This window comes from Lachnospiraceae bacterium JLR.KK002, assembly GCA_036941025.1.
Classification (GTDB): domain Bacteria; phylum Bacillota; class Clostridia; order Lachnospirales; family Lachnospiraceae; genus Petralouisia.
In genome coordinates this window covers 3753124-3778299 of sequence record JAYMNP010000001.1, presented here as the reverse complement: position 1 = coordinate 3778299, position 25176 = coordinate 3753124, and the positions used below count along the sequence as shown (strand labels likewise).

The window sequence follows — 25176 nt, the reverse complement described above, 5'->3', positions numbered from 1 at the left end:
CTCAGTTTTCATTTTCCACAGTTTAAAAATACGGGTTCCCATAAACTTTAAAAATTACTGAAACATTTCCGATAATATGCTATAATGATTCAGGCACTTTTGACATCTGAATCCTGTACTTTACGGAATGCAGTTTTATATTACAGATAAATCGGAAAGGACCTGTTATAATGTGGATTGCCAATCAATGGAAAGAATATGAAGTCATCGACTGTTCCAAAGGAGAAAAATTAGAACGCTGGGGCAAGTACCTCCTGGTAAGGCCTGACCCGCAGGTAATATGGGATACCCCTGCAAATCATCAGGGTTGGAGCCACCCGAACGCTCATTACCACCGCAGCAAAAAGGGCGGCGGCGAATGGGAATTTTTTGACCTGCCTCAGCAGTGGGACCTCCATTACGGTTCCCTTACTTTCCACCTGAAACCATTTAGTTTTAAACATACCGGACTGTTCCCGGAACAGGCTGTAAACTGGGACTGGTTCGGAGAGAAAATCAGAACAGCACAGCGCCCTGTGAAAGTTCTGAATCTTTTCGCCTACACCGGAGGGGCTACGCTGTCTGCTGCTGCAGCCGGAGCCAGCGTTACCCATGTGGACGCTTCCAAAGGCATGGTCACCTGGGCAAAAGAAAATGCTGCCGCATCCGGGCTGAGTGAAGCGCCTGTCCGCTGGATTGTGGATGACTGTGTAAAATTTGCAGAGCGGGAAATCCGCCGGGGCAATCATTATGACGCCATTATTATGGACCCGCCCTCCTACGGCAGAGGGCCCAAAGGAGAAATCTGGAAAATCGAAGACAATATCCATCCCCTGATAAAGCTCTGCAGTCAGCTTTTATCAAATCAGCCTTTATTTTTCCTGATTAATTCTTATACTACCGGCCTTCAGCCTGCAGTGCTTGCATACATGCTCGGAACAGAATTGAAAAAATTTCACGGAATCACAGAAGCTCAGGAAATTGGCCTTCCGGTTTCTTCCAATGGACTGGTGCTCCCCTGCGGAGCCAGCGGAAGGTGGGAAGCAGTATAACACCGTACAGAACTTCCCGTTCCGCAATGATAATAATACCTTACAGAATTTCCTGCACCGTAGCAACATTAACGCTGAGCAGAACTTCCCGCATTACAGCAATCTTAATGGCGGACAAAGTTTTCCGTATCACGGCAATATTCCTCCGCTGCGTCTACCGTATTGGCCAGATACCGAATTACTTCCTGCGGATATTTGCCTGCAGCGGTCTCTCCCGTTACCATCACCCCTGCGGCTCCTTCCGCCACTGCCCGGAAAATGTCCGATACCTCTGCTCTGGTGGGAACTTTCCGCTCCTCCATGGAAGCCAGCATCTGGGTAACCACCTGGAAAGGCTTCCCGGCCTCCCGGCACTGTGCTGCAATCCGGGCCTGTACCGGAGGAAGTTCCCACAGGGGCATACTGTTGCCCAAATCCCCTCTGGCAATCACAATCACATCCGCCCAGGGCAGAAGATTTTCCAGATTCCGCACTCCGTCCATATTTTCTATTTTGGCAAATATTTTTGTTTCAGAAGCATTTGCATTTATTAATTCCTGTTTTAATTCTTTTAAATCTTCTGCACTTCGCACAAAAGGAAGCATCACTCCCGTAACACCATGGGAAACAGCCGCTGCAAGATTTCGTTTATCGCTTTCTGTCAGGGTTGGCAGATGCAGCGAAACCCCCGGCAATGCGATACTTTTCCTGGGCTTCAGCACACCGCCCCGTAAAACTCTGCAACGAATCCCGGTTCCGGTAATCTCTTCCAGTGCAAGCTGAATCTTGCCGTCATCCAAAAGGATTTCCTGTCCCTGTTTCCGGAAAGATTCCGATTCTTTCTCCGTACCTGCCGGGGAACCGGCCGCTGCCTGCTCATATGCGGGCTGTTCTTCCGGCAGTCCAGGCAACAGAAGCTCCCGCAATTTGGACAGCAGAATCTCCGGCAGAGGAATCGCTCCTTCCCCCGTACCAAATTCTGTCCATGCTCCCTCTTCCAGAAAAAGCGGCTCATCAAAATCTCCGATTCGAAGTTCCGGCCCCTGCAAATCTATCAGCAGTCCGGGTTCTTTTCCGGCAGCATAAGCGGCATTTTTAATCATATCCGTCCAGTGCCTGCACGCTTCCAGATTTCCGTGGGACAGGTTCAGGCGAACTCCATCCATTCCCAGCCGGAACATTTCCGTGAGTATTTCCTGATTTCCACAGGAAGGGCCTATGGTTCCATATATATCTGTCCTGCTCATATCCGCTCCCTTTTTTGCTGTATTTTTCTGCTGTATTATTCCTGATTCTCCCTATTCCTGATTCTCCTCTTTCTCCGGTTCCACATAAGAAAACGCATTGGAAATTTTCGCGTTTTCTGCGGAAAGTTCTACGGGTTCCCGGTAATAGGCAATAACCGGCGTTCCCACTTTTACCTTTTCGTAGAGAATGGCGGCAATCTCCAGAGGCGCGTTGATACACCCGTGGGAACCGCTGGATTTATAAATTTCACCGCCGAAATTTCCATTTCTCCAGGAAGCGTCATGTATGCCCACATTATAGGCAAAGGGCATGAAGTACGTTACGTCTGACTCATAGTCCTCTCCCTTTAACACCGCCGGGCTTTCTTTATAGACAATCTTGAATACTCCGTCCGGCGAACCGTTATTTCGGCTTACATTTCCCGTCACCACGTCTGTTTCTGTCACCAGGGCCCCGTTTTCATAGTACCAGAGATGCTGCCCGGTGTAGTCAATCTCAATGTAAGTAGTACCGATATCATTTTTTCCCTCTGCGAAAGGCCGCTGGGAATACATGGGTTCCCGGCTTACGGGTTCGCCTGCTTCCAGATCCGCCTTTATCTGTTCCGCTTCTTTGGGTTTGTTTACAATCCACCCGTAATCCCCGCCGCCGATTTCCACGGTATCACCGGAAGACGTCTGAAAAGAACGCACGTCTGCATATGTATTGTAGGTACTTGCAAGATACTGGACATATTTTTCTATTTCGTCCTCTTTTAAAGAGATAGCGTACAAATCTCCCACCTGAATAAAGCTGCGAATTTTCTCTTTTGCCAGCTTTTCTTCATAATCTTTAATTTCATAAGTGATTTCCGCATTTTCATATCGCTCAATCCGATTCATGGCTTCCCGAACCGGTTCGCTTTCCCTGGTATACTCCGGATTGACATAATCTTCGTCTCCCAGCGTTACCTGGGTATCTCCGGCAGAAACGGCCTGCTTTACCTTCGCCAGTACCTGTTCCGGAATCATATGGGTTCCCATTTCTTCCGGCTCCACGTAATACCCTTCTTCGCCCAGTTTTATTTCCGCATTTTCCGGTTCTTTTATACTTCCTTCCTGAAAGCAATCCATTCCTGCAACTGCACCGGAAATTAATTCTTCTTTATATTTCATGGTCACCGGAACTTCTCCCTGTTCCGGCTGGAATACCGCCACAATCCACCGGAAGGGATTCTGCCCTTTCAGAAGTTTTTCCACGGAGCCGTCGGGCACATACTCGCAGTCAATATCCTGCCCGTAAATATGGTGCTTTCCTCCATCCCGGTCAAATACGGTCAGCAGATAGTCCTCCACACCGTCTCCTACCTTATCTTCTGCTTTCTCCAGATTCATTCCGCCTACTTTCCATCCGTTGATTCTGGTGCGGAAGAAAAAATGGCTGCTGAAATAAAACGCCATGCCGAAATAGATGGCTGCCAACAGCAAAACAACGCCTGCCGTACCGGCTGCAATTTTGATTCTTTTTCTTCTCTTACGTTCCCGTTCCCGCATCTGCATTCCTCATTTCTGTTTCAGGCTATTCCTCAATTGTCACATATACCATGAATTCCTCCATTTTCTCTCCCTGTCCTGCCCTTGGATAAATCCTCGTGCTTACCGCTCTCTGTTCCCCGTCAATAATTCTGATATAAGAATATTCCAGCACAGATTTTCCTTCCTGAAATTCCTTTAAAATGGATGCAACGGAAAATCTGTCCAGAAACTCTTTCTGATATTCCCGCTGTACCACTTCCGCTCCAAGAAGCTGAATCATTTTATCATATCTCATGGAATTATAGTCATTCTGCAGAATTTCAGCCAGGTATTTTTCCTCCTCCGGTCCTTTGATAATACAGTATTCCCCTGTATGGACCCTTATCAGCACCACTTTAAAATATGTTTTCTGTTCCCCGCCATACACCATAGTTTCTTTCCCTTATTTACTCCTCTTTCAGACATACCCTGCCCTCCCGCAGGCTTTTTTGTACATCAATGATTCTCTGATTCTCTGAACCCCGAAATCTCAGGGAAATATTTTTCTGTTCCTGTATAAATTCCCCGTCTACCAGCACATCAGTCAACGACAGCATTTCATCCGTGGCTTCGCACCTGGCCCGGCTCTCTCCCAGTAAATCCCGGTCAAACAGATATCCGGTATAACACCAGATATTTTTCTCCGGATACTGTTCTTTCACCTGACGCAGCAGGGGAAGCAGCCCTCTCTGGTTGACCGGTTCGAAAGGCTCCCCGCCCAAAACAGATAATCCGGAAATATAATCAGGCTTTAACAGACGGATTATTTCCTGCTGTGTTGCGGCTGTAAATGGCTCCCCATATGCGAAATCCCAGGTCTCCCGGTTAAAACACCCCCGGCAGTGATGGGTACAGCCGGAGACAAACAGGGAAACCCGTACTCCTTCTCCGTTACTGATATCCGTTTTTTTGATTTCCCCGTAATTCATAAGCACGCTCCTGTTACAAATGCAGCACCCGCTCCTGGATTTCCTGAGTCCTTCCCTGATTCCAGAACTGGGTTCCAATATAACCGCAGGTTCTGCGGGCCACGTTCATTTTGTCTTCGTCCCGGTTCCGGCAGTTGGGACATTCCCACACCAGCTTCCCGTCCGTATCCGATACAATCTTAATTTCTCCTTCATAGCCGCATACCTGACAGTAATCGCTCTTGGTATTCAGCTCTCCGTACATAATATTGTCATAAATATGCTGCATAACCGTCAGCACCGCCTCAATATTGCCCTGCATATTCGGCACTTCCACATAGCTGACTGCGCCTCCCGGAGATAATTTCTGGAACTGTGACTCAAACGTAAGTTTACTGAAAGCGTCTATTTCCTCTGTTACATGAATGTGATAGCTGTTGGTAATATAATTCCGGTCTGTCACTCCTTCAATCACACCGAACCGCCGCTGCAGGCATTTTGCAAATTTGTAGGTGGTGGACTCCAGAGGAGTTCCGTACAGGCTGAAAGCAATATCCGTCTCATCCTGCCACCGTTTGCAGGCCTGATTCAGACGCTGCATCACTTCCAGCGCAAAAACTGTTCCCTCCGGGGCCGTATGGGATTTGCCCGTCATATATCTGGTACATTCACAAAGCCCCGCATATCCCAGCGATATGGTGGAATATCCTCCATAAAGCAGCTTATCAATTACCTCGCCCTTTTTCAGTCTTGCCAGGGCACCATACTGCCAGAGAATGGGAGCCACGTCAGAGAGGGTTCCTTTCAGCCGGTTATGGCGCAGCATAAGGGCCTCCCGGCACAGATCCATCCGTTCCTCCAGGATTTCCCAGAACCGCTCCATATCCCCGCCGGAGGAGCAGGCCGCGTCCACCAGATTCAGGGTTACCACTCCCTGGTTAAATCTTCCGTAAAATTTGGGATTTCCCGCCTCATCATGATATACCGTCAGGAAAGAACGGCATCCCATACAGGGATAGCAGTTGCCTTCTTTGTTTTCCTTCATAACCTTTTCAGAAATATAATCCGGCACCATCCGTCTGGCCGTGCATTTTGCCGCAAGTCTGGTAAGCTCCCAGTAAGGGCTTCCCTCCCGGATATTATTTTCCTCAAGCACATAAATCAGCTTGGGAAATGCAGGGGTAATATACACGCCTTTTTCATTTTTCACTCCCTGCATACGCTGAAGCAGCATTTCCCGGATAACCAGCGCCAGGTCGTCTCTGAGACGTCCTTCTTCCACTTCGTTCAGATACATGAATACCGTCACAAAGGGGGCCTGTCCGTTGGTAGTCATCAGGGTAATCACCTGATACTGTATCATCTGGACGCCTCTGCGGATTTCTTCTTTCACCCGCAGTTCCGCCACCTCGTTGATTTTATCTTCTTCCAGAACAAGGCCTGCCGCTGCAAACTCCCGTTTTACAATTTTCCTTAATTTCTGACGGCTCACTTCCACAAAGGGAGCCAGATGCGACAGGGTAATACTCTGTCCCCCGTACTGGGAGCTGGCAATCTGTGCGATGGCCTGCGTTGCCACATTACATGCAGTGGAAAAACTTTTGGGTTTTTCAATCATGGTCTCGCTGATGACCGTTCCGTTCTGCAGCATGTCTTCCAGATTTACCAGACAGCAGTTGTGCATGTGCTGGGCAAAATAATCTGCGTCATGAAAATGAATGATTCCCTCCTCATGGGCATGTACTATTTTTTCCGGCAGCAGAAACCGTTTTGTAATGTCCTTGCTGACCTCTCCGGCCATATAATCCCGCTGTACGCTGTTGACAATGGGATTTTTATTGGAATTCTCCTGCTTGATTTCTTCGTTATTACATTCAATCAGACTTAATATCTGCTGGTCTGTGGAATTGGATTTGCGCACCAGAGCCCGCTTGTAACGGTAGGTAATGTATTTTCTGGCAACCTCATAGGCTTTATAGCCCATAATTTCATTTTCCACCATATCCTGAATTTCTTCCACGTTATAGGTTCTGTCCATGTGTTCGCAGAAATCGGTAATCCGCTCTGCGATTCCTTCCATCTGTTCCTGAGAAAGCCTGTCCTTCTCCGCCACTTCTCTGTTTGCCTTTGTAACTGCATCTGTGATTTTACCTGCGTCAAAGCCCGTTTCTTTTCCGCTTCGCTTGATAATTTTCATTCTGCTTCCTCCAAAACACTAAATATGGTACTATTTATTTCCTCCAGCACTATATATGCCTGTCTATTATAGTATTATCTGCATAAAAAATCAAGATGAAAAAAGCAGGATTTTGTCGTTACCCTTCTTCATGTTCCGTGGATTCCACCACTCCCTCATATACTTCCGGTTCCTCAAAATCATCCGTTTTCTTTTCTGTTCCCTGCTCCTGATAAGTCCTGGTGCGTAAATTCAGATACACGATATTGCCAGTTTCCACGATTCCGTCCACCAGTAAAATTGCCGCCGTATAATTCTGATAAAATTCCATATCCTCAAAGGGGTTCAGAATCACCGAAACGCTGAATCCCAGCAGCACAATGGTCACCGCAAAAAATCCGGCCCAGGCCCGGTCCTCCATGCATTTCAAATCCAGGGCATACTGCAGCTTAATGACGCCGGACAGCAGCAGCAAAAGTCCCAGGGCTGTAAGAAATGACACTGCAATGCGTTCCGCACTGACCAGCCCGCAGATTCCCAGCAGCACAAACAGCACACCTTCTGAAAATCCATACTCGTTAAGTCTCTCGTAACCGCCTGTCATAAAATACCGCACAATCATGTAAATTCCCAGGATTACCACGAATCCGCAGATAAAATAGCAGATATCCTTTACCTCAATCTGTGGTACAAAGAGTATCAGCACAGCCACCAGAATGGATATGGCTGCTATCAGAGACACCACTGCGGTACTGAACAGACTTTTCTTTTTCTCATTCATGTTACACGCTCCTTTTTCTCCCGATGGGATAATTCCATGAATTTATATTAGAACAGTTTGATAATAAAATCAAGACTTTCCCGGAATGAGAAAACGGACTTTTCCTGCCCTGGATACTGTTAAAATTTTTAATCATACGGCCATTGTGGTACTGGCTTTTTTTGTGTATACTGGCAAATATTTGCAACAGTGCAGGTATCTGAGCTGCTGTAAATATGGTAATGATAACCGTTTCCAAAAGAGGAGAATGCGTATGAAAAAGAAATTGCCTGTTATTTTTGCAGTGACCTGCGCTGTTATTTTTCTCTGTGTCTGCGGATTTCTGGCCTTTCAGTACCAGAAGCTGGACCGCCGCTTTCAAAAGCTGGAGACAGAGGCCTTTCATCTGCAGGAAGACAACTCTGAGCTGAATGAGGAACTGGAAGACAGTACCGCCCGCCTGGAGAGCCGTGAAAAATATATTGCAGGCCAGAAAGATTATATTGCGGAATTATATGATCAGATTCAGACTTTTGGCGAAGATGAGAATGAAACTGCTGACGGAGATGAGAATGACCGTTATACCGGCAGTAATTCCAAAAACGACCCCTGCCCCAACCTGTATGCTGACAGAGATAACCTGCCGGTGCAGTCCGGGCAGAAATACGTCTATCTGACCTTTGACGACGGCCCTTCGGCTCTGACTCCCAAAGTACTGGATTTACTGGATAAATACGACGCTCACGCGACTTTCTTCGTGGTTGGTAAAAATAATGAAGAGTATGCGGAATATTTATCGGAAATCGTGGAGCGGGGACATACCCTGGCCCTTCATTCCTACAGCCACAATTACAATCAGATTTACCGGTCCGTGGACGCTTTTCTGGCTGATTATGAAAAGGTATACGACTGGGTATATGAGGAAACCGGCTATTCTCCCTGTCTGTTCCGTTTTCCCGGCGGCAGCACCAACGGCTCCTCCTATGTAGTGAAAAATATTATAAAGGAAATGGAGCGCCGGGGATTTACCTATTATGACTGGAACGTCAGCTCCGGTGACGGGAGTAATCTGACTACTGCGGAAAATATCATCGACAATATCTGCTCCACCGTGGGTTATGTGGATAATCCCGTGGTACTGATGCACGACGGCCGCGGAAAAGACGCCACGCTGGCAGCCCTTCCCACCGTCCTGAAAAACCTCTCTGAAAAAGGCTATGAGTTCCGTTCCCTGGATCAGAATTCGGAACCGGTACAATATCGGAAATCTGAGTAAAACTTTGCCGGATAAGGGGACGCGGCCATTTTCTTTCGGGAAAACAGATAAAGCTACTGCTCCATCTGTTTTCCGAGAAATCCCGCTGCCACCCTTGCCAGCTTGCTCTCTGTTTCACCCATCCCGGTTTCTTCTTTATTATACATAACCACGGAGCCGATGGCGTCTCCTTCTGAGATTATGGTAGACACCACCTGGGACTGGAATTCCCCTGAGTCGTCCAGCGTAATTTTCACAAAGCCCTTTTCATCTTTCTGGGCATAAAAGGTCTCACGGTCTGTAATTACATTTTCAAGCTGTTTACTGATGGGTTTTCCGTCAAATTCTTTTTTTCCGGCTCCGGCAGCCGCAATAACATGGTCTTTGTCAGTAATGCATACCAGGCAGCCGCTGGTCTGGGCAAGGCTTTCCGCATACAGGCCTGCAAACTGGCCCAGTTCCCCGATGGGAGAATATTTTTTCAGGATAATTTCCCCTTCCCGGTCCGTAAAAATTTCCAGGGGATCGCCTTCCCGGATTCTCAGGGTACGGCGGATTTCTTTCGGCACTACCACTCTCCCCAGATCATCTATTCTTCGAACAATTCCCGTTGCTTTCATAATAAAATCCTCCATTTACAAATCTTATCCGTATACCGCCTGTATGGGATGCGGTAACCATACCATACGGCGGCAGCGATTATGGTACTATTATCTGTAAACGGAGGCATTTTATACCTGAATTTTTATTTTTCCACGGCAGCCCTTTTGCTTTAAAGGACTTTCTCAATTTCCTCAATTACAATCTTCAATGCCTTAATTCTGGCATATTTTTTATCGTTGGATTCCAGTACATGCCAGGGTGCGTAGGCAGTGCTGGTTTTTTTCATCATCTCATTTACCGCTGTCTCATACAAATCCCATTTTTCCCGGTTCCGCCAGTCTTCTTCCGTAATTTTCCACTGCTTTTCCGGAGTGTTCTGACGGTCGGTGAAACGCTGAAGCTGGACGTCCTTGTCAATCTGTACCCAGAATTTGATAATCACTGCGCCCCAGTCGGCCAGCTCTTTTTCAAATTCGTTGATTTCGTTATAAGCCCGCTGCCAGTCATTTTCACTGCAGAACCCTTCCAGACGTTCCACCATGACTCTTCCGTACCAGGTACGGTCAAAAACAGCCACATGGCCTGTTTTTGGCAGACGGTTCCAGAACCGCCACAGATAATGCCTTGCCTTCTCATGGGGTTCCGGGCTCGCAATGGGATGCACCTCGTAACCTCTTGGGTCAAGGGCTCCGGTAATCCGCTTGATATTTCCGCCCTTTCCCGCTGCGTCCCAGCCCTCGTAGGCAATCACCACGGGAATCTTTTTCAGATAGATTTCATTGTGCAGCATACGCAGCCTGTTCTGCAGCACGTCCAGTTCCTGTTTGTATTCCTCGTCTGTCAGAACCTTATCCAGTGTAATTTCAGACAGTTTCGGCACCTTTTCCATGGGAAATACATTCTGCAGAAGAGGTACCGCCATGGCGCTGTTCTTCAATGCGGTTTCAATTCCGCTGACCAGTGTTTCCAGCACCTGTAACTGAGCCCATTTCTTGCTCTTTGCGTCTACGATGTACCAGGGGGAGGTGGACGCGTTGGTATCGTTTAAGTACCTGTCGTAAACCTTCAGGCATTTATCGTAATGTTTGTTCTGCCAGGCGTCGTTTTCGCTGACACGCCAGCTTGTGGTTTCATTCTTCTCCAGTCCCTTCAAACGCTTTTTCTGTTCTTTCTGGCTGATATGGAAAAAGAACTTCATAACAAGGTATCCGTTGTCCGTCAGCTGGCGCTCAAACCGTTTTACACTGTCAATCCTCTCTTTGTACTGCTTTTCTTTCATTTCTCCGTGCAGGCAGCCGCGGGTTACCTCATCCATCCACCCGGAATCCAGAAAACAGAATTTACCTGCCTCCGGAATTTTCACAAAATAGCGGTACAGAAATGGTTTCCGTTTTTCTTCCTCGGTGGGGATGTCCATGGTTGCCACTTTAAAAAATCTGGGGTCAATGTCACGGATAATTTTTCCCAGGATACTGCCCTTTCCCGCTGTGCCCCATCCTTCAAATAACACAAATACCGGCAGTTTATGCTCCTTAATCAGCATCTGCTGCGCCCCCAGTTTTGCTCTGGCCGCTCTGAGGCGTTCCTCCAGTTCTTCTTCCTCCGGTTTCTCCGGCCTGTTCCAGTTCTTTAACATAACTTCTCCTCCTTTTCATCCCGGCCCCTTTGCCGGAATCTGATTCCAATCAGTGTCTCACGGAAAAACTCCGTTCCCCCGACTCTGTCTCTATGCGGTTTCTGGTAATCCAGTCTATGCGTATATAGGAATCCTGCTGCAGAGACTGAATGATTTTGTCCAGTTCTTCCTCCCGGCCCTGCATCTGAGCTTCCACAGACCCGTCATAATGATTCCGTATCCAGCCGGTTACCCCGTAATGTCTGGCCAGATACTGAGCCTTGAACCGAAAGCCCACGCCCTGCACCCTTCCGGTAAATATCAGATGTTCTCTTATGATTCCCATTATCCCAGCAATTTCTCCCATTCTTCCGGTTTAAATCCTGTGGTGACGCCCTTATCGGTAACCAGTATGGGCCGTTTCACCAGCATTCCGTCGGTGGAAAGCAGCTCATATTTTTCCTCCAGGGTCATCTGAGGCAGGCGGTCCTTTAACTTCATTTCTTTATACACCATTCCACTGGTGTTAAAAAAACGTTTGATGTCCAGCCCGCTTCTCTCATGCCATTCTTTCAATTCCTCTGCAGTGGGATTCTGCTCCTTAATATGACGGTCTGCAAAAGCAGTCTGCCGTTCTTCCAGCCATTTTTTCGCTTTCTGGCAGGTGGTGCATTTGGGATATTCCACAAACAGACATTCCATGATGTGCTCCTCCTTATCTTCCCCCGAATTTTAAATTCCAGGGGATTCTGTACAGCCATTGCCGCTTTGTTTATTATATCAAATCTTATCCCGGAATTCAATTTAATTGTCAGACAAAAATCAGCCAGAACCCTTCCTGATTGAAAAGTTATGGCTGATTTCATTTTGCAGCGCTATTTCACTGGTGTGAGTGCTCATATTTCTGTTTTTCTATCGGAGAATATTTCTGCGTGTCAGCCCTGGAAATGTATTTCCTGCCGAAAAATATTCCGCAGGCTGCCACCAGCCCCTCCGCCAGCAATCCGCAGGCTGCCGCCTGAACAAAGTCTTTCATCCACCGGCTGTCCAGTCCTGATTTTGGTATCTGCATCAGCAGTCTGATTCCTTCTGTTTTATCTTTCCACAGATTGCTCCAGAAGGAAAATTCAGACCAGCGTGTGGGGATATAAGCGTCGGGTATGTGCACCTGATGTTTCAGGAAAGCCAATAAAAGTACTGCAAGCCCCAGACAGGCCCCGGCCGCCCCGGCTTTTCCCGGCACAGATTCCTGATTTCTGCACAGACGGTACAGATATCCGCCAAAAAAAATACAGAAAGTAACAGGCGCCAGCAGCAGACAGGCGCCTCCCATTCCCGCCAGCAGTTCCATATCCAGAACCTCCGGAGAGAAGCCGTACCGGCTCATACAGACAAGCTGTAAATCTTCCACAGAAGTATCTTCCGGCAATCTTACTTCCATCCGATTCATCCGGTTCTCCTGCTCCCCGCTGCTTCCTGCAGGGGCTGCGGGCACATCCATTTCCGCTTCCTGAGCGGCCTTTTTCTGCCCGGCCCCGGACTGGCTGCTTACCTGAACGGCAATAAACGGTTCCGCTCCTGCAATCACCTTTCTTATTGTATAACTTTTTTTCTGGCAGGTAACTTCTTTTCCCGCCACCTGAGTGCTGCCGAACAGTTCCCAGGCTGTTTTTTCATCTATCAGACATCCTTCCGTGTCTTCCTGTGCGGGAATCCGGGAATCTGCAAACAGCAGCTCCGGATTGCCGCAGAGAAAGACAACGTCTGCTTTTGCCTGTCTGGAAAGATTTTCGTTGGCCACCGGCACATCTTCCTGCCGGCCCCAGATACAGAAATCCATAGGCTGCCCCTGTTCTGTTTTTCCCTGCTGCACTTCTTCTTTTATCTGCTGATTCTGCTCTGCCGCTGCCAGGGCTTCCGCAACGGTTACCGGCTGTTTCAGATAAAATTTCACACTGTCCCCGGCAGAGAGCAGACTGCCCTGGCCCAGAGCTGACAGGTACAGCAGCACTCCGGTTATTCCGGAAACTGCTGTCATAAGCAGGTATGTTCGGATTTTGTTTCTCATCAGGATTCCTTCTTTCTGACCCGGCTGCCTTCTTCCAGGGCCCGGCTGGATGCGCTGACCACTTCCTGGTCTCCGGTGAGAACCCCGTCCTCCAGTGCCGCTTTGACATTGTTCTTATCCCTGACCTTCACGTCCAGGCGTCTCACCACCAGTTCTGAGCCCAGCACGCCCTGTTCTTCCTGCACCACCAGCACATAATATCCTCTCTCTTCTTCCCGCAGCGCCTGAACGGGCAGTACCGTACTGTAATTTTCTGATTTCTGCGTGATTTCCACTTCTGCTGCTGTGCCAGCTTCCAGCACGCCCTCCGGTAAATCCACAGTCACATCCAGCAGACTGTCATCTTCTTCGTTTTCCGTTACGGCCGTAACGGTATAACCGCCGAGTTTCTCTTTGCTGCCGGAAGGGGTAATAATAACCGGACTTCCCTTGCTGACATATTCCTCGTTGAATTTGTCCACGGACACCGTAAGGCGTCCGCCCTGGGAGGTATCAGCAAGCCGCATGGCGGTTCCTTCTGTGGTAAAGTCTCCGGTGACAATGGAAATATCTGTTATCATGCCCCGAACCGGAGCTGTAATCTTCCCTTCCGCCTCCTGCAGGGCCAGCAGTTTATCCAGGGCCAGTTCCTGCTGCTGCCGGGTAATCTCATTCTGTTTCGAGGTACTGTCCGCAGCTTTCTGCAAAGAAGCGTCCTCCAGCTCCCTGGCTGCAGTTTTCACATGCTCTGCCCGCGAGGAAAGGGCCGATTCATAAGCGGCCTGCGCTTCCGATACCGCCTGTTCCAGACGGGCTTTTTCTGATTCCCACTGAGACGTATCCTGTTCCGGCTCCGGCTCCTGATCTTCCTCATCTGTCCGTGGCTGTCCTGGATTTTCTGCTCCTTCTCCATCCTCTTTATCCTCGGAACCGCTTCCATCCTGCTGCCGGTTGTCTTCCATATCTTCCTGGGAGTTATCCTTTTCCGCTTCCGGCACAGGATTGTTTAAAAAGTCTTCCAGCGCCCGCTGTGCCTCATCCAATGCTGCTTTTGCGGCGGCCACATCCGCATCTCCCTGGGAAACGGCCTGGCTGTAATCTTCCTGGGCCCGGTTTTTTCTCAGTTCCCGCTCCCTTTGCTCCACACTGCCGGCACTCTGAGCATCCTGATTCTGCAGTCTGGCCTTCTCCATCTCCTGTCTGGCCGCCAGAATCTGTTCTTCCAGTTCCTCCATATCTATGGTAAACAGCAGTTCTCCTTCCTCCACAGTCTGGCCTTCACGGACGCAGATTTCCTTCACACGCTGCCCGCTTTCCGTATAAACCGCCATTTCTTTTCCTGCTTCCACTTTGCCGCTGCCCGTTACCGTATGGTCAATGGTTCCCGTGGAAATCTTTACGGTTTCCACTCTGGCCATGGATGCTCCGCTCACCCCTCTGGACAGGATGGTAAATCCAAGCATCACTGCCAGAAACCCGCCGAATATTCCAAATATTTTCTTTCTGTCCATGGTCTGTTCCTTTCAAAATACCGTTTTTATTCTTTTACCGCACCTGCCATAATTCCTTTTTCCAGATAATCCTGCCCTCCCAGAAATACCAGCAACGCCGGAAGAAAGGTGATAACCGACGCCGCAAATGCCATACCGGACTGGCGGACCGACGTAATATCCGGCAGAAACACCGACAGGGGAAAGAGGCTTTTTTCCTTCAGAAACGTCAGGGGCTGCTCAATCAGGCTCCAGTATTCCAGAAATCCCAGCACCATGGCGGCAATCACGCCGGAGGAACCCATCGGCAGTCCGATATGGTAAAACAACTGCCACTCTCTGGCCCCGTCCAGCCTGGCGGACTCCAGCAGACTGTCGGGAATTTCCGTAAAAAATCGGTAAATGATAAACACCGGAAAGGTGGAAAAGATTCCGGGCAGTATAATTCCCCACAGACGATTCGTCAGCATCAGTTTATCCAGTATCAGATAGTCCGACAGCATCAGCACCTGAAAGGGCATCAGCATCAGTATCATGTAAATCAGGAAAAATCCTTTTTTCCAGGGAAATTCATATTTTGCAAATCCCCAGGCCGCCACGGTTCCCACCACAAGCTGTCCTGCCAGCACTCCAAAGGTAATCCGGACGGAATTCCAGAACATGACGAAAAATTCCGGGGAATCCAGAAGGATTTCCACATAATGCCGCAGCGTGGGATAGTGAGGCAGCAGCGGAAAATCCGCATACCCTTCCCTTCCTGCAATGACTGCACCCAGATACGTCCCCAGTTCATCTTGCCCCATAAAAGAGCCTGCAATCAGAAAAATCACCGGATACAGTGTCGCAAGGGCAAGGAGTGCCAGCAGTCCCCACAGCAGTTTCTGTCCTGCGTGAAAGTTCTTTCTCTGTTCTCTTTTCCTGTCGGAATTTCTTTGCATTAACATTCCGTCCTCCGTAATATCAGTATTTTTCCTTACTGTCCCAGGCCTTCTGCAAAAGCAGAATCAGGCCCAGAAGCACAATGCTTTCCAGCACTGCCGCTGCTGCCATCTTATCGAAGGAAAAGGTACGAAACCAGTTGTTGAACAAATGCTGCATCATATAAATACTTTCGTGAGGATAATCCCCTGCCACCAGGTATGCCTCCCGGAATACCTTAAAGGAATTCAGGAAGGACAGCACCGTTATGGTGTACAGGGAGGATTTCAGATTGGGCAGAGTAATGTTCCGGAAACACTGCCAGTCCCCGGCTCCGTCCACCCTGGCCGCCTCATAAATATTTTCTGAAATTCCGGCCAGTCCGGCCATCCACAGCACGATATCATAGCCAAGGTTCTTCCAGATATAACTGAGCACCAGTACCCAGAAGGCCTGCTCCGTATTCATCCAGTCCTTTCCAATGACGCCCAGGTGGCTGAGCCACTGATTTACCAGACCCTGACTGTGAAACAGAAGCCGCCACATCACCGCCACAGATACGGCGGGCAGCGCCATGGGCATGAGAAAGGCGCTTTTGATAATTCCCCCGTATCTGCTCCGGTATAATACCACCGCGCACACCAGGGCTGTGAGAATCAGAACCGGAATACAGATTACTGTAAACTTCAGGGTATTTTTCACTGCCAGCAGAAACGCCCCGTTTTCCAGTATGGTACGGTAATTGTCAATTCCTGCAAAACGGTTGTCTACCGCTCCCAGAAAAGAGCGGCGCACCACGTCTCCGAATGGCAGAAGATAAAAGATAAGCACCCCGGAAAAACCAGGCAGAATCCACAGCAGGCCCCGCCATTTTCTCACGTATGTTCCGGTTCTGTCCCTGTTGCTTTTGTATCTTCTGTTCCTGCGTATCATTCCTGTCCTCACGCTTTCTATTCAGCCAGATAAATATTGACTTTCTGCATTATGGCGCCGGTGGCTTCTTCAGGGCTCAGTTCCCCTTTCAACACTTTTGTCCCCTCTTCCACCACTGCATCCCGAATCACTTCATCCTGCAGGGAAGGAGTGGCAAGAGATTCCGCCAGCTCTGTAAATTTCTTCATCTCTTCTTCGGTTCTGGGCCGCAGTTCATAGTCCAGTCTTTTATCCATATCGGCTCCGCCGACGCCCACCAGTCCATCTTTCCCTTCATACTCGTGCCCGTCGTTGGTGGTGCGGAAGGCGTCTTTTTCCACTGCAAATCCGCCGCCCTGAGAAAATTTCTGTGCCTGAGGGGTAAACAGGAACTTCACGAACTGTTCTGCTGTCTCCTGCTGAGTACTCTTGCTGCTGATTCCCATAATCATAGCGGGAACAAAGACATGTTCCGCCTGTCCCGGCATACGTCCGTAGTCTCCGTCCCCCAGTTTTTTATTGGCCGCCAGAATAAAATCCATATCATAGCCGCCCAGCAGGCCCACATTCACTTTGATATCTCCAAAAGCCACGTCAAAGACTCCCTGGCTGATACTGTCATGGTCCATCATCTCTGTGTCTGTTCCTTCTTCCATCATGGCCACATCCATTTGTATGTCGTCCAGGCTGCTGTCATATTCTCCATAAGCATTTTTCAGTTTCGTCAGAAATTCCGTAATTTTTCCTTCGTCCAGCGTTTTATCGTCTTTTCTCCAGGCTGCTCCGCAGGTATACCAGAATTTCCGGATAATCTCATCCGGCTGCTGATTGGAAAGGCAGCCTGCCTGGCCGGTCAGTTCGTCAAAATCCTCTGTAAAATATGCGCCGGACGCCTGAAGCACCGGTATTTGAAACCGGGCCGGAAGGGCACAGTTCTGTCCCTGCTCATCCTCATATGCTTTCAGAATACTTTCAAAATAATTTCCCTCCGTAACCACGGAAGAAATATCTTTCAGTATTCCCTTTTCGATATAAGTTTCCACGGGCATTCCGTCCAGTACCAGTACATCCGGGCCTTTGCCCGCCATAATCTCCGTAGTCAGTGTTTTCAGTGCGTCAGAGGTGGTCATACCGCTGTTCCCCGACATTGCCGCTTCGTAATTAATGTAAACGTCCGTATGGTCTTTCTGAAAACTGCTGATTGCCTGGCGCAGCTCCTTATTGTTATAAAGAGAATATACTTTCAGCTCTTTATCAGGCTTTGCGGGCGTATCCGGGGACCAGGTGTATTTCAGCATTACCATACCTCCCGATGAACCGGAACTGGTGTCATTGGCTGCCACCAGCAGATTCTGCTCATCCAGCATGGTCAGAGCACCTGCATAAAAAGATGGCCCGCCCAGGGAATTCATGGTTCCGTCAATTAACTGCTCCAGTACGCTGCCGCCGAATTTATAGTGATACAGCCCGCCCCTGGACAGGCCGTAAATGCTCTCCCCATTGTCTGTGGTGTCAATCACCGTAAATGTTCCGTTTTCGGAAATTACCTTCTGTAATGCTTCCTCCGTCTGTTTCTGTTCTCCTGTTTCCGTGTCGTAAAGAAGGGTTTCCGTACTGGTCTGAATCACCATGGTTTTTCCGGCCACAAAACACTGATGAGATTCCATGGTTCCGTCAAATTCCCAGGTCTGTGCCACGCTTCCGTCTGCTGTGCTGACCTGATAAATGTTATCCTGTATATCTTTAATCAGAAGCTGGTCATTGCCCAGAAACTTTAAATCCAGGGCCATGTTTCCGATATTCATACCGCCTGTTTCTCCATTTTCCGGATTGCTTTCGCTTTCCGGACTGTCTTCGTTCTCCGGACTGCTTTCGCTTTCCGGACTGTCTTCGTTCTCCGGACTGCTTTCGCTTTCCGGGCTGTTTTCGCTTTCCGGACTGCCTTCGCTTTCCGGACTGTTTTCGTTCTCAGGGCTGTCTTCGTTCTCCGGATTTTCGATATCGCCGCTGTATACAAAGGTGTGAGCAGAGCCATTGCCTTCTTTCATTTCCGGTAATTCAAAGGAAAGTCTGCCTCCCTTTCCTGTTTTATCCAGAAGATACACGGCGGGCTTTATCCCGCTTCCTTCCACAATCTCATTAAAAACACATGCAGTCTGTCCGTCAGAAGACAGGGCGGCATAGTCGATATATCCCGTTCCCTCATCCTGTAATTCCTCCGGAAAGTCGAAAGCCTTCTCCCAGGTTGCGCCAAAGTCTCTGGAATCCCAGGCATTTTTCAGGCCATTTCCGTCACTTCCGATGAAACGGATGGTTCCGTCTTCCAGTTTTTTCATATCATAAATATTGGAAAATTCCGTGGGCAGCGTCACTTCTTCTTCCAGAAAGCGGCCCATGGCAGTATCTCCCCCATTTCCGTCTCCCGTGCCGCTTCCTTCCGCTGCTTCCTGCCCAATTCCTCCGTTTTCTTTTTTGCTGCATCCGGAAAGGCTCCCCAGAATCAGCAAGGCTGTTAATAAGAATCCTGCCATCCGTTTTAATCTGCGATACTTCTTCATCTTTTTCCTCCTTTATGTCAATCTGTTTGGGAATCTGGAAACAAGGATAACACAGCAACCTCTAATCTTTCTCTAAATCCTTTTAAATTTTTTAGAGATAAATTAGAGACAGATGTGGTAAACTGTCTGTAAACAATACCAGAAACGAACGCCTGCAGACAATCAACGGAGGCTGGCCTTATGCGAATACTGATTATAGAAGACGACAAATCTCTGGCGGAAACTCTTCGTTTCCAGTTAGAGCACAATCATTTTGAAACAGACGTATGTTATGACGGGGAAGAAGGACTGCACTTTATCGAACAGCAGTCCCATGATCTGATTCTTTTAGACCGTATGCTTCCTGTGCTGGACGGAATTTCCGTATTAAAAATTACCCGCGAAAAAAATATTTCCACCCCTGTTATTTTTGTTACGGCTCTGGGGGCTCTGAATGAAAAAATTACAGGGCTGGACTGCGGGGCGGACGATTATCTGGTGAAACCCTTTGATTTTGAAGAATTGCTGGCCCGTATCCGATGTATTTTACGACGTCCCTCCAAATGGGAGGGCGGCAGGCCTCTGAATTTTGAAGATATTTCTTACGATGCAAAACAGAAAAAACTGTACTGCGGCAGCCTTTCCTGCTCTCTTTCTGCCAGAGAAGGAGATTTGCTGGAATTTTTCCTGCGCAATCCGGGACAGACCATTCCAAGAGGCTCTCTCCTGGCCAGAGTCTGGGGTCCGGATGCGGAAGTGGAAGACGGAAATCTGGATAATTATATTTATTTTCTGCGCCGCAGGCTGAAAAGTGTCAAAAGCACCATACACCTGAAAACAGTCCGGGGTATCGGTTACCAGCTGGAGGTCTCTCATGTATAGAAAACTGCACCTGCGCCTTACCATGTTCTGTACCTTTATCTGCGGGCTGATTCTGGTTGTCATGTCCCTGTTCTGCCTTTCTTTTTCTGAAACGGAGTCCCGGAACAGCCATTTTGCAGATTTTCAGATTAATATCAGTATGTTGAAAAACCATCTGGAAAGCCAGACCATTCTTTCCCACGACTGGCTCTCCCAGGTCACGGCAGACACGCATTTTGAAATAGATATCCGGGACAACGGCTCCGGACTGATATTTGAACATCTGAATCCCCTTTCTATTGATGAGGATTTGTTTGCACTGGCAAGACAGATGGCCAGAGAGGACCATATGGTCCTGGAAGAAGCGGTTTCCGCAGATTCCGTCCTTTCCACACATGCGGAGTTTGAACTGACCCGGAACGGTCAGAATTACTATGCCGCTGTTCTTATCATTCCCAAAAACAGCGGTGTGCTGAATGTTGCGGTCCTCTATCCCCTCACCGGCTTATACCAGACGCTCCGGTTTCGCCAGATTCTTTTCCTGTGCGCAGACGCAGGGGGCATTCTGCTGCTGGCCCTGTTTTTCTGGTTCTTTACCTGGCACATGATGCAGCCCCTGATAATCAGCAACCGGAAACAGACGGAATTTATCGCCTCCGCCTCCCATGAACTGCGCTCACCCCTGACTGTCATGCTCTCCTCCCTGTCCGCCATGAAACATGCTTCTGACGGAGACAGAGAACGGTTTTCGGAAACTATCCGTCTGGAAGGAAAACGCATGAGCCGCCTGATTGATGATATGCTGACACTTTCCGGGGCTGACAGTTCCCGGTTTTCCATTCATAAGGCCCCTGTGGAAATGGATACTCTGCTATTGTCCGTTTATGAAAAATTTGAACCTCTGGCCCGGAAAAAATCCATTTCTCTGCACATCACCCTGCCGGAAGCACTGATTCCGCCCTGCTGCTGTGATAAAGAACGCATGGAACAGGTTTTTTCCATTCTGCTGGACAATGCCCTGAGCTACACTCCGCCTCAGGGAACCATTGCCCTGTCACTGGAAACATATTCCGGCAAACTGATTTTCCGGGTGGCAGACAACGGCCCCGGCATTCCGGATACGGAAAAAGAAGCGGTATTCGACCGTTTCTACCGCTGTGATAAATCCCATAAAGACAAGGCCCATTTCGGACTGGGCCTCTGCATTGCAAAAGAAATTATTCATATACACAAAGGCAGCATCCGGGTGGAGGATGCCGCAGGAGGCGGAGCTGTTTTCGTGGTGACGCTGAGCCAGTGAAATTGGTTATCCGTTCATTCCAGGAATGCGCCGGAAAAATTCCCTGACCCCTTCCGCTGACGCGGCAAGTTCATCCTGGGCATTACCCGGCAGGTCATAATAATAATTTCCGCTGGAAATCTGAACGGATAATCGGTCAATGGGAAATCCTTCCTGAGTCCGGGGATGAGGCCTGTGGGTAATGTGAAAAGGCAGGCCCCACAAACTGCTGTCTTCACTCTCATAAATCTCCTGTCTGCCAAGATAAAAGCAGACTGCGCTGCGGTACTGGCCTTTCAGGCCGCCGAACCGCCCTGCCAGACTGCTGAAGTAATCCGTCAGCTCCTTATCCGTAGCTGCGTGGCCCTGAATCCTTCTCACACAGAGCCCCGGCTGCAGTTCTTCCGGAAGACCGTCAAAATAAAGCCCGGTATCACAGGAAAACACCGGAACCCGGATTGCTTCATAATATGCCTCCGCTTTGATTCGGGCATTTTCCAGCAGCGTCTTCCCTGTCTCCTCCGGCTCCGGAACAGTCTCTTTTCTGTCCTGTAATCCTTTTATGGTAAGATTCAGAGGCTGCAGAATCCGCCTCATAAGCAGCAACTTTCCCTCATTGGATGTTCCATACAGTAATTCCATGGTATCTCTCCTCATCTGTATCCTGTCCGGCAGCCTCAATATTTCTTCCGTCTGTATTCCGTCAGACTGCGCTTTCCAGCAACTTCATCATTTCCTCTCTGGTAAATTTCACGCCTTCAAATCCTTCCTGTCCCAGAAGCTGTTCCGCCAGCTCATTCTTTTTTTCCTGCAACTTTAAAATATTTTCTTCAATGGTTCCCTGGACAATCAGCTTATACACCGTGACAGGATTTTTCTGCCCAATCCGGTGGGCGCGGTCCGTGGCCTGATTCTGAACTGCCACATTCCACCAGGGGTCATAATGAATGACAATATCCGCCGCAGTCAGATTCAGCCCGGTTCCTCCGGCCTTCAGAGAAATACAGAATACCGGTATGTTTCCTTCCTGAAACCGCTCCACCAGTTCTGCCCGACGTTCTTTGCCGGTGGCCCCGGTCAGGCTCAGGTAAGAAATCCCCTCTTTCTTCAGTTGCTCCTGTATTCTGGCCAGCATGGAGGTAAACTGAGAAAAAATCAGGATACGATGACCGCCGTCCATGGCATTTTTAATCAAATCCATACACATCATCAGCTTGGCCGATTCTCCATGATAATTCTCGTAAATCAGAGACGGGTCGCAGCAGAGCTGACGCAGCCTTGTAAGTTCTGCCAGAATCCGGATTTTCTGTGCGGAAAATTCTTCCTCGGTCTGGCTGTCCAGCATCAGTTTCATACGCTGTACGTGGGCGGCGTACAGTCTGTCCTGTTCCCCTTCCATCCGGGCAAATACTGCCTCCTCCATTTTGGCCGGCAGGTCTTTCAACACATCTTTTTTCAGACGCCGCAGCACGAAAGGACGAATCATGCTGCGCAGACGTTCTGCCGCTTCTTCTTCCTGATTCGATACCAGGGGAATTTCAATTTCTTCCCGGAACCGGCTGTAACTGTAGAGAAATCCCGGCATCAGATAATCAAAAATACTCCACAGTTCGCTGAGCCTGTTTTCCACAGGCGTTCCGGTGAGGGCCGCCTTAAATCCCGCCCGGATTCCCTTTACCCCTCTGGCCGCTTTGGTGTTGTGATTTTTGATATACTGGGCTTCATCCAGAATTTCATAGCCGAACCGGTGATTCTCATACAGCTCCACATCCCGCCGGAGCAAATCGTAGGAGGTAATCAGAATATCTTTCTCTTTGGCTGCCGCAAGGAGATGTGCCCGTTCTTTTGCTGTTCCGGTCAGAGCCACTGCATGAAGCTCCGGTGCAAACTTTTGGATTTCATTTTTCCAGTTGTACACAAGAGAGGCCGGACAGACAATCAGGGCAAAATTTCGGGATAACCCCGGTTCCTGCCGCTCTTTTTCCGTTTCCTCCATTTCCTGTTGTTCTGACAGCAGAAATGCAATCACCTGCAGAGTTTTTCCAAGGCCCATATCGTCTGCCAGGATTCCGCCAAACCCGTTGGCCTTTAAGGTCTTCAGCCACAGAAACCCCTGTTTCTGATATTCCCGCAGCACTTTTTCCAGAGAGTGGGGAACTTCAAAATCATTGTCCTCCACTGTTTTCATATTTCGTACCAGTGCCTTAAAATCTCTGTTTTTAACCGCATGAAAACCATTCCTGTCCTTCAGCTCTGCGTCCAGATAAAGGGCCCTGTATCTGGGTACCGAAATGTTTCCCTGTTCCCAGGCTCCGGCAGAAACAGAAAGACCTTTCTGTATATTGGACAGCACGGCCAGCCCATCGTCTTCCATACTCAGAAAATCTCCGCTTTTCAGCCGGACAAATCTGCGCTTTTTCTGGTAGGAAGAGAGGATTTCCAGCAGTTCGGACAGGGGCATTTCTTCACTGTTCAGCGTCAGTTCCAGCAGTTCACCTTTCAGGGACACGCCCACAGAGACTGCCGGAGCCGGATTTACCTGAATGGATTTCAGCCCGTCGCTGACATAGACTGTCCCCAACCGGGCCAGTTCCTCCAGGCCCTCGGTCAGGAGTGCATACAGTTTTTCATCGTCTCCGGACAGAATCATCTGCTTTTTATGGACGTCCGTATTCTGAAACCAGAGACGCACCTGTTCTTTCTGCTTCAGTTCCGCCAGCTCGTCCCGGTTCTCTATCACACGTGGTTTATCCAGAATATTATATTTTAACTCATCATACAGCACATACATCTCACATATTACGGTCTGCCTGTCCGGCGCATCCAGGTAGATTTCATATTCCGGCTCTGGCGGCAGGTACATTTTTTCCTGAAAGCTCTGCCTGTTCACCTGACAGTGCTCCTCCAGCACCGGCAGAAGATTCCGGCAAAAAGCAGGCAGTTCCCCTTTGGATATAAAAAAACTTTCATATTTATAGCTGCTCATATACTCCCAGAAAGGCCGGATATCCCGAACATGTTCCATGGAATCCCGGTAAATCACTCCGTCTTTCCACAGATAGGCATAATCGCTTCCATACGTATAAAATACTTCCTCCGCCTCCAGCAGCGCCCCGTCCGGCTGGCCCTGCACCGTCAGCCTGGGCTGATAAGGCTCATCGGAAAGCTGCCAGTTCTCTCCCTGGATGTAATTCAGTTCCACTGCAAAGGGTTCCGTTCCCACCGCCTGAAAAAAGCGGTCCATATTGCCGCTGTGAAGGGGAACAAAACGGTTCGCATTTTTGTCATAATAATTGCGTATCTGTCTTCCCCGGTTCTGATTCTCTACTTCCAGCATAAGGAACTCCGCCAGCGCTCTGCCCGTTTCCGTAAAGGCCTCCGGCGTATGGTAGAATTCCAGTTCTTTTCCGTAGGAAGCCCGTTCTCCCCGGCGCAAAGCGTCGGTAAAGGAAATGATATTTTTCAGTACATATTTCCTTTTATTTCCAATTCTGAATTCCGCATAAATCTGTCCGTATGACACGGACAGCCGAGGCTCCAGCTCCACGGTCCCGTTCATTTCCATCTGCCTGTATGCCAGACGTTCTCTCTCTTTATACTGGTTCAGCAGATGGGACAGCCCGTAGCTGCTGCTCCGTCCCGGCATGATTCCTTTACCGGCAGAAGATTCGGCGGATATATTTTTACTGTCCCTGTTCTGAATGTACTGCAGTAAAACTGCCGCGCAGTGCTTGCAGATTCCTTCATAACTGTAAAAAGCCGGACAGGTGCAGGTGATATGGGTAATTTCCGACTGTTCTTCATCCACACTGGCCAGTACCTGATACTGATTGATACCGCTGCCCTGAACTTTTGCCTGAATCCCCACCAGTTCCCGGCCCTCATCGTTTTTTGTTTCACATCGGATGGATTTCACGGAGCCAAGCCGCAGAAGCTCCTGCCCTCTGGTGTAACATACATTTTTTCCGCACAGTTCTTTTACCAGTTTTTTCTCAATCATAGGT

General features: G+C 48.9%; 21 protein-coding genes. 4 read left to right on the top strand and 17 right to left on the bottom strand.

Annotation, left to right across the window (positions count from 1 at the left end; all coding sequences use genetic code 11):
- Nucleotides 1–170: 170 nt before the first annotated feature.
- Entirely contained in the window at nucleotides 171–1031 is an 861-nt protein-coding gene (locus tag VSQ32_18325; protein MEH2944746.1) for a class I SAM-dependent methyltransferase, read from the top strand.
- Between the two features lie 104 nt (nucleotides 1032–1135).
- Here VSQ32_18325 and VSQ32_18320 read toward each other — a convergent pair whose 3' ends face one another.
- The 6 genes from VSQ32_18320 to VSQ32_18295 form a co-directional block, all read right to left on the bottom strand.
- Entirely contained in the window at nucleotides 1136–2257 is a 1122-nt protein-coding gene (locus VSQ32_18320; protein MEH2944745.1) for a pyruvate kinase, read from the bottom strand.
- Between the two features lie 51 nt (nucleotides 2258–2308).
- Nucleotides 2309–3790 (bottom strand): L,D-transpeptidase family protein, encoded by a 1482-nt coding sequence (locus VSQ32_18315; protein ID MEH2944744.1) that lies wholly within the window; start codon nucleotides 3788–3790, stop codon nucleotides 2309–2311.
- A gap of 25 nt (nucleotides 3791–3815) precedes the next feature.
- Complete coding sequence (locus tag VSQ32_18310; GenBank protein ID MEH2944743.1) at nucleotides 3816–4202, bottom strand: hypothetical protein; 387 nt, start codon at nucleotides 4200–4202, stop codon at nucleotides 3816–3818.
- 16 nt (nucleotides 4203–4218) lie between these two features.
- On the bottom strand, nucleotides 4219–4740 hold the full coding sequence (nrdG, locus tag VSQ32_18305) for an anaerobic ribonucleoside-triphosphate reductase activating protein (protein MEH2944742.1): 522 nt from the start codon (nucleotides 4738–4740) through the stop codon (nucleotides 4219–4221).
- A 13-nt stretch (nucleotides 4741–4753) separates the two neighbouring features.
- A complete protein-coding gene (nrdD, locus tag VSQ32_18300; GenBank protein ID MEH2944741.1) occupies nucleotides 4754–6916 on the bottom strand; it encodes an anaerobic ribonucleoside-triphosphate reductase in 2163 nt (720 codons plus the stop codon).
- Between the two features lie 118 nt (nucleotides 6917–7034).
- Nucleotides 7035–7676: a DUF308 domain-containing protein gene (locus tag VSQ32_18295; protein MEH2944740.1), complete on the bottom strand. Its 642-nt coding sequence runs from the start codon at nucleotides 7674–7676 to the stop codon at nucleotides 7035–7037.
- Nucleotides 7677–7929: 253 nt separating this feature from the next.
- Here VSQ32_18295 and VSQ32_18290 point away from each other — a divergent pair, with 253 nt between their 5' ends.
- Nucleotides 7930–8931, top strand: a complete 1002-nt coding sequence (locus tag VSQ32_18290; GenBank protein ID MEH2944739.1) for a polysaccharide deacetylase family protein — start codon at nucleotides 7930–7932, stop codon at nucleotides 8929–8931.
- 53 nt (nucleotides 8932–8984) lie between these two features.
- On the opposite strand, the gene spoVT is transcribed toward VSQ32_18290, so the two are convergent.
- The 9 genes from spoVT to VSQ32_18245 all read right to left on the bottom strand — a co-directional run bounded on the left by spoVT (nucleotide 8985) and on the right by VSQ32_18245 (nucleotide 19053).
- Nucleotides 8985–9530, bottom strand: coding sequence for a stage V sporulation protein T (gene spoVT / locus VSQ32_18285; protein ID MEH2944738.1), 546 nt, complete (start codon nucleotides 9528–9530; stop codon nucleotides 8985–8987).
- A 152-nt stretch (nucleotides 9531–9682) separates the two neighbouring features.
- The gene (gene pap, locus VSQ32_18280) at nucleotides 9683–11149 is read right to left on the bottom strand and encodes a polyphosphate:AMP phosphotransferase (GenBank protein ID MEH2944737.1); all 1467 of its coding nucleotides are present in this window, start codon (nucleotides 11147–11149) and stop codon (nucleotides 9683–9685) included.
- 49 nt (nucleotides 11150–11198) lie between these two features.
- On the bottom strand, nucleotides 11199–11474 hold the full coding sequence (locus VSQ32_18275) for an acylphosphatase (protein ID MEH2944736.1): 276 nt from the start codon (nucleotides 11472–11474) through the stop codon (nucleotides 11199–11201).
- A complete protein-coding gene (locus tag VSQ32_18270) occupies nucleotides 11474–11830 on the bottom strand; it encodes an arsenate reductase family protein (GenBank protein ID MEH2944735.1) in 357 nt (118 codons plus the stop codon). The genes VSQ32_18275 and VSQ32_18270 overlap by 1 nt, the downstream gene beginning before the upstream one ends.
- 178 nt (nucleotides 11831–12008) lie before the next feature.
- Nucleotides 12009–13196: a hypothetical protein gene (locus tag VSQ32_18265; protein ID MEH2944734.1), complete on the bottom strand. Its 1188-nt coding sequence runs from the start codon at nucleotides 13194–13196 to the stop codon at nucleotides 12009–12011.
- A complete protein-coding gene (locus tag VSQ32_18260; protein MEH2944733.1) occupies nucleotides 13196–14686 on the bottom strand; it encodes a biotin/lipoyl-binding protein in 1491 nt (496 codons plus the stop codon). Before VSQ32_18260 ends, VSQ32_18265 begins: the two co-directional genes overlap by 1 nt.
- A 26-nt stretch (nucleotides 14687–14712) precedes the next feature.
- Nucleotides 14713–15603, bottom strand: a complete 891-nt coding sequence (locus VSQ32_18255; GenBank protein MEH2944732.1) for a carbohydrate ABC transporter permease — start codon at nucleotides 15601–15603, stop codon at nucleotides 14713–14715.
- A 22-nt stretch (nucleotides 15604–15625) separates the two neighbouring features.
- Entirely contained in the window at nucleotides 15626–16516 is an 891-nt protein-coding gene (locus VSQ32_18250; protein ID MEH2944731.1) for a sugar ABC transporter permease, read from the bottom strand.
- Nucleotides 16517–16533: 17 nt separating this feature from the next.
- Complete coding sequence (locus VSQ32_18245; protein ID MEH2944730.1) at nucleotides 16534–19053, bottom strand: ABC transporter substrate-binding protein; 2520 nt, start codon at nucleotides 19051–19053, stop codon at nucleotides 16534–16536.
- A gap of 180 nt (nucleotides 19054–19233) precedes the next feature.
- On the opposite strand from VSQ32_18245, the gene VSQ32_18240 reads away from it, so the two are divergent.
- Both VSQ32_18240 and VSQ32_18235 read left to right on the top strand, forming a co-directional pair.
- Nucleotides 19234–19914 (top strand): response regulator transcription factor, encoded by a 681-nt coding sequence (locus VSQ32_18240; GenBank protein MEH2944729.1) that lies wholly within the window; start codon nucleotides 19234–19236, stop codon nucleotides 19912–19914.
- A complete protein-coding gene (locus tag VSQ32_18235; protein MEH2944728.1) occupies nucleotides 19907–21193 on the top strand; it encodes a HAMP domain-containing sensor histidine kinase in 1287 nt (428 codons plus the stop codon). Before VSQ32_18240 ends, VSQ32_18235 begins: the two co-directional genes overlap by 8 nt.
- Nucleotides 21194–21199: 6 nt before the next feature.
- Here the strand turns inward: VSQ32_18235 and VSQ32_18230 are convergent, their stop codons facing one another.
- The gene (locus tag VSQ32_18230) at nucleotides 21200–21814 is read right to left on the bottom strand and encodes a non-canonical purine NTP pyrophosphatase (protein MEH2944727.1); all 615 of its coding nucleotides are present in this window, start codon (nucleotides 21812–21814) and stop codon (nucleotides 21200–21202) included.
- A 61-nt stretch (nucleotides 21815–21875) separates the two neighbouring features.
- A complete protein-coding gene (locus VSQ32_18225) occupies nucleotides 21876–25172 on the bottom strand; it encodes an SNF2 helicase associated domain-containing protein (GenBank protein ID MEH2944726.1) in 3297 nt (1098 codons plus the stop codon).
- Between the last annotated feature and the right edge of the window lie 4 nt (nucleotides 25173–25176).